A 7701-nucleotide genomic window follows, 5' to 3' on the forward strand; every position below is an offset into this window, starting at 1 on the left:
TATCGGCACATCTTTCCCCAAAATCTTGTTCGCACCTTGATTTTATGCGGGTTTCAGGGATGTGCCGATTCCTTTTGGTGAAAAATCCAGGCTAGCGGTTGCGGAGCGGGCTGCAGGACGGGCTGCGGACCGCGATCGCCGCGCCGGCGGACCCGCGGCGCGCGGCCCCGTGCGCCCGGTCGGTGCCGCTTGCTCGGTGCCGCTTGCTCAGCGGCCCTGCGGCGTATCCTCGAAGCGGTCCAGGTCGAAATAGCGCGAGAACGAGGATTCGTCCCCCGCGCCCGCCTTGGCCGCCGGCGCCGACGGCGTGGCGTCCGGCCCCGCGGGTGCGGGCCCTTGCGCGGCTTCGCCCTCTCCGGCCTGCGCCGCGGCGGCGGCCCCGCCCTGCCTGCTGCGCGCCGTGCGGGCGGCGACGTCGTCCAGGGCGGCGGCCAGGGACTGGTGGTTGCGCTTGCGCGCCCAGTCCGCCGCGGTCTCGCGGGCGGTGTTGAACATGGTCGGGTCGGCGCCGTGCGCCAGCAGCAGGCGGACCATTTCCGCCTTGCCCGACAGGGCGGCCATCATCAGCGGCGTGGTCCCGTCCGGGCCGGGAGCGTTGACGATGGCCCCGTGCTCGATCAGCATGCGGGCCGTATCGACCTGCGCCTTGGAGGCGGCATAGTGCAGCGGCGTCCATCCCAGGCGGTTGACCTGCGCGCCCGCGGCGATCAGCGCCCGGGCCCGCTCGGTCTGGCCCAGGATGCACAGGTACATCAGCGCGGTCTCGTCGCGGGCGTTGGGTTCGTCGATCCGCACGTCGGGCGCGGCGCGCAGGGCGTCGAACACCTTCCAGGACTGGTCGCGCACCGCCTGGGTCAGCGCCGGGTTGCCCAGGGCGTTGAGCGCATTCGGGTCGGTGTAGCGCAGCAGCATGCCCTGGACGGCGGACACGTCGTCGCGGCGGATGGCCGACCACCAGTCGGCCGTCGGCGCCTGCTGGGCAAGGGCCGCGGGCGGCAGGCCGGCGCCCAGCGCCACGGCCAGCGCCAGGACCAGGGCCGGGGCGGACGGCCGGCGGCGGCGCCGTGCGCCGGATCGAGCGGGAGTGGACAGGGACATGGCGGAAGACCTCCGTCGAGGGGAATGAAAACCGGCCGGGGCGGCGGGCCGGCAGCGAAGGGTTCAGGCGGGCGCGGCGGCCTTGTCGAACAGCCGCCAGTAGTTCTCGGCGCTCGCCCGCTCGATCTCGGCGACGGGCACGCCGCGCAGTTCGGCGATTTTTTCGGCCACGTGGATCACCCGGGAAGGATCGTTCAGCTTGCCCCGGTAGGGCACGGGGGCCAGGTAGGGGGAATCGGTCTCGATCAGCAGGCGGTCCAGGGGAACCCTGCGCGCGACGTCCTGGATCTGGACGGCGTTCTTGAAGGTGACGATGCCGGACAGGGAAATGTGGAACCCCAGGTCCAGGGCCGCCTGCGCGACCTCCCAGGATTCGGTGAAGCAGTGCATGACCCCGCCCGGCGCGCGTTCCTCGCGCATCAGGCGCAGGGTGTCCTCGGCGGCGGCGCGGGTGTGGATGATCAGCGGCAGCCCGGTCTCGTGCGCCGCGCGGATGTGGGTGCGGAAGCGTTCGCGCTGCCATTCCAGCGGTTCGCCCTGGCGGTAGTAGTCGAGGCCGGTCTCGCCGATGGCGACGACCCTGGGATGGGCGGCGCGGCTGACCAGGTCGTCCAGGGTCGGCTCGATGCCGTCGTCGTCCTCGGGGTCGTTGTCCGGGTGCACGCCCACCGAGGCCCGCAGGAAGGGATGCCGCTCCACCAGCGCCATCAGGCCGGGCCAGTCGCGCAGGTTGACGCTGACGACCAGGGCGTGGCCCACGCCGGCCGTCCGCATGCGCTCCAGCACGTCGGGCAGTTGGTCCTGCAGGGCGGGAAAGTTCAGATGGCAGTGGGAATCGATGTACATGATGGCAAAACGTGGGTGTCTTGGGGACTGCGTGTGTTCGGGCCGGGCCCCGGCCTACGCGCCGGCCCCGGGATCGGCGCGGCCGGGAGCGCGCGCGGGCCGCACCGACTGCAGCAGATGGCGGGCGGCGTGATCGGCCAGCAGCTTGGGGTTGAGGGCATGCCGCGCCAGGCGCCGCTGTTCGCCCAGCCAGTCGGCCGCGCGGGCCAGGGCCGCCGGGTCCAGGCGGCCGGCGATGGCGGCGATCCGCGCCGCCTCTGCGGGATGATAGCGCGGCGGCAGGCCGTGCACGCCCAGGCTCAGGTCCAGCCACAGGCGCTGGAAGCCGTCCACCCAGTCGGCCGGCTCGCCGGCCTGCAGCGCGTCGGCCAGCGCGGCGCCGTCGCCGCCCCGGCTCGCCTGGTCCAGGAAAAGTTCCAGCCAGTCCGGCTTCACGGGCCGGCCGTCCCGCGCCTGCTCCAGCGCCAGCAGCGGCGCGCCGCCGGCGGCGGCCAGCCGGGCGGCGGCGTCCTTCACGCCCCGCGCCTGCAGCCAGGCCAGGGACTCGGCGGCGGGCGGCACCGCCAGGGGCAGGCGCCGGCAGCGCGACACCAGCGTCGGCAGCAGGCGGTCGGGCGCCTGGGCCGACAGCAGGAACACGGTGTGTTCGGGCGGCTCTTCCAGGATCTTCAGCAGGGCGTTGGCCGCGATGGTGTTCAGGGCTTCGGCCGGGTACAGCAGGGCGACGCGCCAGCCTCCCCGGTGGGTGGCGGTGTTGAACCAGGGCAGCAGGCTGCGGATCTGCTCGATGCGGATCTCGCGCGAAGGCTGCTTCTTCGCGTCCTCGGCGACGTCCAGCGCGCCTTCGCGCACCGCCTGGGCGTCGGGCCGGATGCGGCGCAGGTCGGGATGGTTGCCGGCCAGCACCCAGCGGCAGGCCTGGCAGGCGCCGCAGGCCAGGCCGTCCCGGGGCGACTCGCACAGCAGGCTGGCGGCCCCGGCCAGGGCGAATTCCATCTGGCCGCAGCCGGGCCGGCCGTGGATCAGCCAGGCGTGGGCGAAACGTTCGCGCGAAGCCAGCCAGCGGCGCGCCGGCGCCTGCTGCCAGGGCAGGAAATCCGTGAAGGACTCCGCCCCCCCGGCCGGGGCGGCCGCGCCGCCCTGCAGCGGGGCCCCGGGCGCCGCCGCGCCGGCCTTGTCGGCCATGCCGCTCATGCCGGGCTCCCCGGGGACGTGCCGGATGCGGCCGCGGGCGCGGAGGCGGCGGAAACGGGCGCGTAGCCGCGCGCGCGCAGCAGTTCCTCCAGGATGCCGTCCAGTTCGGCGCGGATCTCCGCGATGCCCCGGCGGGCGTCGATCACGCGGAAGCGGCCCGGATCGGCCGCCGCCCGGGCGTGATAGGCCTGGCGGGTGCGCTCGAAGAAGGCGGCGTCCTCGCGCTCGAAGCGGTCGCTGTGCGCGCGCCCCTGCGACAGGCGCTCGCGGGCGGTCTCCAGCGGCACGTCGAACAGCAGGGTGCAGTCGGGCTCCCTGCCCTGCTGCACCCAGTCCTCCAGGATGCGCACCGGCTCCGCCCCCAGGGCGCGGCCGCCGCCCTGGTAGGCGAAGGAGGCGTCGGTGTAGCGGTCGCACAGCACCCACTGGCCGCGTTCCAGCGCCGGCAGGATGCGCGTGCGCCAGTGCTCGTTGCGGGCGGCGAACATCAGCAGGGTCTCGGTGCGCAGGTCCATGGGACGGTGCAGCAGCAGTTCGCGCAGGATTTCCCCCAGGGGCGTGCCGCCCGGCTCGCGGGTGGACAGCAGGTCCACGCCGGCCCGGCGCAGCCGTTCCTCGATCCAGGGGATGTGCGTGCTCTTGCCGGCCCCGTCCAGGCCTTCGAGCGTGATGAAGCAGGCGCTCCGGGTCATGGGCTATCGCTTGAGGATGTATTTGCCGACGGCGCGGTTGTGCCCCGCCAGGTCGGTGGAAAATTCGCTGGTGCCATCGCCCCGCGACACGAAATACAGGTAATTATGCCGCTCCGGATGCAGGGCCGCTTCCAGGGCGGCCTTGCCCGGGCTGGCGATGGGCGTGGGCGGCAGGCCAGCGCGGGTGTAGGTGTTCCAGGGGGTGTCGCGCTCCAGATCCTTCTTGCGCAGGCGCCCCTGGTAGCCGGCGCCCAGGCCGTAGATGACGGTGGGATCGGTCTGCAGCGGCATGCCGATGCGCAGGCGGTTGACGAACACGCCGGCGATGCGCGCCCGGTCGGCGCCGTGGCCGGTTTCCTTTTCCACGATGGAGGCCAGGATCAGGGCCTGGTAGGGCGTCTCCAGCGGCAGGTCGCGGTCGCGCCCGGCCCAGGCGCGCTCCAGCGTCTGGCGGCCGGCCTGGGCGGCGCGGCGCAGGATGTCCAGATCGGAGCTGCCCGGCGCGAACACGTAGGTGTCGGGGTGGAACAGCCCTTCGGGCGCGTCGGCCTCCAGTCCCAGGCGTCGCAGCAGGGTCCGGTCGTCCATGCCGAGCGTGTCGTGGCGGATCTGCGGGTCGGCGTCCAGCGCCGCGCGCATCTGGGCGAAGGTCCAGCCTTCCGGGAAGGTCAGGCGCGCCTGGGTCATGTCGCCGTTGGCCATGCGCTCCAGCAACAGCCAGGGGGTGTCGCCCTGGCGGGCTTCGTAGGCGCCCGCCTTGAGCCACGTGTCGCGGCCGCTCAGGCGCGCCAGCCAGACGAAGGCCTCGGGCTGGATCTCGATGCCCGCGTCGCGCATGGCCAGGGCGATCTGGCGCGGCGTGCTGCCGGCGTCGATCAGATAATCCACCACCGGCGCCCGCATGGGCACGGGGCGCTTCCAGCCCCACCAGGCCGCCGCCGCGATGGCGACCGCCGCGGCCGTCAGGCCGAGGATCAGCAGCCAGAGGAATGCGCGCAGGGCCTTTTTCATCGCCGGACCGTCCCGGGACGAATGCAGGCGGCGCGGTGGACGGCAAGCCCACAGGACGCGACGTGGGGGTAATTTTTCATGCCTGCCAGTTTAACTGGAACGTCGGCTGGCCGGCCGGCGCTTGCACGCCGGCGGGCGGCCGGCGGGACTCGCGGCGTTCGGGTTCAGAGGCTGCCCAGCAGCAGCTGCACGCCCAGGCTGCTGAGCGACACGGCCGTCCACACGCCCAGGCCGAGCAGCAGCGGGCGGACGCCCGCCACGGCCATGCGGCGCAGGTCGGAAGACAGGCCGATCGCGGTGAGCGCCAGGATGATGAGGAATTGCGAGAGCAGGTGCAGCGGTTCGAGCAGCGCCGCGGGGATCAGGCCCAGGCTGCGGGTGGCCGAGGCCGCCAGGAACCAGAGGATGAACCAGGGAAAGATCGCGGCCAGCGGCAGCCGGGTTTCCGAGTGCTGGTTGCGCCACGCCGTCCAGAAGGCGATGGCGATGCAGACCGGGATGATGAGTGTGGCGCGGGTCAGCTTGACGATGGTGGCGATGTCCCCCGCCGCCGTGCCGTAGCTGTAGCCGGCCGCCACCACCGAGGACGTGTCGTTGATGGCGGTCCCGGCCCACAGGCCGAAGCCGGCGTCGCTCAGCCCCATCCAGTGGCCCAGGGGCGGAAACAGCAGGACCGCGGCGACGTTGAAGAGGAAGATGGTCGAGATCGACAGCGCCGTCTCGTGGTCGTCGGGCCGGATGATGGGCGCCACCGCCGCGATGGCCGAGCCGCCGCAGATCGCCGTGCCTACGCCGATCAGGGTGCTCAGGTGCCCGCCCAGCTTCAGCCAGCGCCCCAGCAGCCAGGCGGCCAGGAAGGCGGCGGACAGGGTGACCAGGGTCACGGCCAGGGACGAGGCCCCGGTCTTCACGACCTGGCCGAGGCTCAGGCCGAAGCCCAGGCCGATGATGGACCATTTCAGCACCTGGCGGCTGCCGAAGACCACGCCGGGCGTGAAGAGCGGGGACAGGCCCAGCAGATTGCGCCAGGCCATGCCCAGCAGGATGCCGAACACGGGGCCGCCGATCAGCGGAAAACGCGTGCCCAGCCCCCAGGCCGCCAGGCCCAGGCCGCCGGCGAGCAGCAGGCCATACCAGACCGAAGGGGTGCGCGCGCCGCCCTCCGTGTGCGAGCGGACGGCGCCGAGGCGGCCGGTGGACGGAAGGGGCTGGGGAATGGCGGAAATGGGAGGCATCGTCTGGGCCGGGTTCGCAAGGGACACGGCTGCCATTCTAAGCAGGGGTTATAAATAAATAAATTCAAATCATCTTAGACGATTCATAAGAAATATTGAATACTATGGCTTTGAACGGCTTTGAACGGCTTTGAATGATTCTTGAATCATTCTTGAATGGGGTCGGTCCCGGAAAACGGAAAAAATCGTACGCTCATTCTGCGATGACCGCTGCATGGCATATCCCTGTGCGGAACCCGGCCGCGCGCCGGCCCGTCGCGCGCCCGCGCTATCATGGGCGCAGATCGATTGCCTGCAATATTCACGGATTCACCCATGGAAGGTCTTGCCACCGACGGATTTCAACCCTTGCCCGAATGCGCGCTGGTGCGCGTCCAGGGCCCCGACGCCGCATCGTTCCTGCACGGGCAGCTCACGCACGGCGTCACCGGCCTGGGCGCCGGCCAGGCGGCGCCGGCCGCGTACTGCACGCCCCAGGGCCGCCTGCTGGCCAACGGCGTGCTGTGGCGCGCGCAGGACGGCGGCCTGGCCTGGATGGTCTCGCGCGACCTGGCGGACAGCCTGATCAAGCGGCTGCGCATGTTCGTGCTGCGCGCCCGCGTCGTGATCGATCCGGACGCGGCGGTGCACATCGGGGGCGCCCTGGGCGCCGGGGCCGTGCCGGCCAGCCTGCATGGGGCGCCGCCCTGGACCCGGGCCTCGATCGACGGCGCCGACTGGATCGTGGCGCCCATGTCGCAGGCGGCGCGGCCCGCCGCCTGGCGCATCGCACCCTCGGACACGTCCGAATCGGCCGGGCCGTCCGGGCCGGGCGCAACGTCTGGATTGTCCGGGTCATCCGGGCCGGGCGCGGCGGATAGGCCGACCGCCGCCGCGGGCGCGGGCGACGCCTGGACCGCGGCGCGGCTGGCCGGCGGCTGGCCCTGGATCCGGGCCGCCTCGCAGGACCAGTTCCTGCCCGCGTCCCTCGACATGGACCTGAACGGCACCATCGATTTCGCCAAGGGCTGCTACCCCGGCCAGGAAGTCATCGCCCGCAGCCACTACCGCGGCACGGTCAAGCGCCGCCTGGCTTATGGCACGGCGCCCTGGGCGCCGGACGCCCCCGCCCTGCCCCCGGGATCCGACCTGTACGCCGCCGGCGACGCGGCGGGCCGGCCCGTGGGACGCGTGATCGAGTCGGCGGTCCACCAGGGCCTGCTGCACGTGGCCGCCGAGATCACGCTGTCGGACTGGCCGGCGATGCGCTACGCGGCGGGTTCGCCCGACGGCGCCGTGCTGAATGCGTTCGGACCCACATCAGTCCTTGCGGACTGATCCGGGCCGGAGAACCCGAGCCGCCTGCAAGCGGCGAGGGAGATATCCGTCACGGCTGAAAACCCTCCGGGCGGGACGAGCCCGCCCGTTTTTCAGCGCGGCTGGTGGTAGAGCTTCAGGATGCTGGAAAAATCCAGCGTGCCGTGGCCCTGGGCGCTGTGCAGCGCGTACAGGTTGCGCGCCAGTTCGCCCAGCGGCGTGGTCGCGCGTGCGTGCATGGATGCCTCGGCCGCCAGCCCCAGGTCCTTGAGCATCAGGTCCACGCCGAAGCCGCCGGCGTAGCCCTTGGAGGCCGGGGCGTTCTCCAT

General features: G+C 72.3%; 8 protein-coding genes. 1 reads left to right on the forward strand and 7 read right to left on the reverse strand.

What is annotated here, in order from left to right; translation table 11 throughout:
- Positions 1–207 precede the first annotated feature (207 nt).
- The 6 genes from HNR28_RS17905 to HNR28_RS17930 all read right to left on the reverse strand — a co-directional run bounded on the left by HNR28_RS17905 (position 208) and on the right by HNR28_RS17930 (position 6076).
- The gene (locus tag HNR28_RS17905) at positions 208–1098 is read right to left on the reverse strand and encodes an ankyrin repeat domain-containing protein (protein ID WP_184143092.1); all 891 of its coding nucleotides are present in this window, start codon (positions 1096–1098) and stop codon (positions 208–210) included.
- 63 nt (positions 1099–1161) lie between these two features.
- A complete protein-coding gene (locus HNR28_RS17910) occupies positions 1162–1944 on the reverse strand; it encodes a TatD family hydrolase (RefSeq protein ID WP_151025656.1) in 783 nt (260 codons plus the stop codon).
- A 54-nt stretch (positions 1945–1998) separates the two neighbouring features.
- Positions 1999–3138 carry a DNA polymerase III subunit delta' gene (gene holB / locus HNR28_RS17915; protein ID WP_244978352.1) on the reverse strand — a complete coding sequence of 380 codons (1140 nt, stop codon included), beginning with the start codon at positions 3136–3138 and terminating at the stop codon, positions 1999–2001.
- Positions 3135–3830: a dTMP kinase gene (gene tmk, locus HNR28_RS17920; protein WP_151025504.1), complete on the reverse strand. Its 696-nt coding sequence runs from the start codon at positions 3828–3830 to the stop codon at positions 3135–3137. The genes holB and tmk overlap by 4 nt, the downstream gene beginning before the upstream one ends.
- 3 nt (positions 3831–3833) lie before the next feature.
- Positions 3834–4841: an endolytic transglycosylase MltG gene (gene mltG / locus HNR28_RS17925; protein ID WP_151025503.1), complete on the reverse strand. Its 1008-nt coding sequence runs from the start codon at positions 4839–4841 to the stop codon at positions 3834–3836.
- Positions 4842–5005: 164 nt separating this feature from the next.
- Positions 5006–6076 (reverse strand): YeiH family protein, encoded by a 1071-nt coding sequence (locus HNR28_RS17930; RefSeq protein ID WP_151025502.1) that lies wholly within the window; start codon positions 6074–6076, stop codon positions 5006–5008.
- Between the two features lie 315 nt (positions 6077–6391).
- Between HNR28_RS17930 and ygfZ the strand changes: the two genes are divergently transcribed.
- Positions 6392–7393 carry a CAF17-like 4Fe-4S cluster assembly/insertion protein YgfZ gene (gene ygfZ, locus HNR28_RS17935; RefSeq protein WP_170288537.1) on the forward strand — a complete coding sequence of 334 codons (1002 nt, stop codon included), beginning with the start codon at positions 6392–6394 and terminating at the stop codon, positions 7391–7393.
- A 92-nt stretch (positions 7394–7485) separates the two neighbouring features.
- Here the strand turns inward: ygfZ and HNR28_RS17940 are convergent.
- The coding region (locus tag HNR28_RS17940; RefSeq protein ID WP_184143095.1) for an NAD-binding protein at positions 7486–7701 on the reverse strand (216 nt) is incomplete at its 5' end.

The sequence above is a fragment of the Castellaniella defragrans genome (genome assembly GCF_014203015.1).
GTDB lineage: Bacteria > Pseudomonadota > Gammaproteobacteria > Burkholderiales > Burkholderiaceae_B > Castellaniella > Castellaniella defragrans.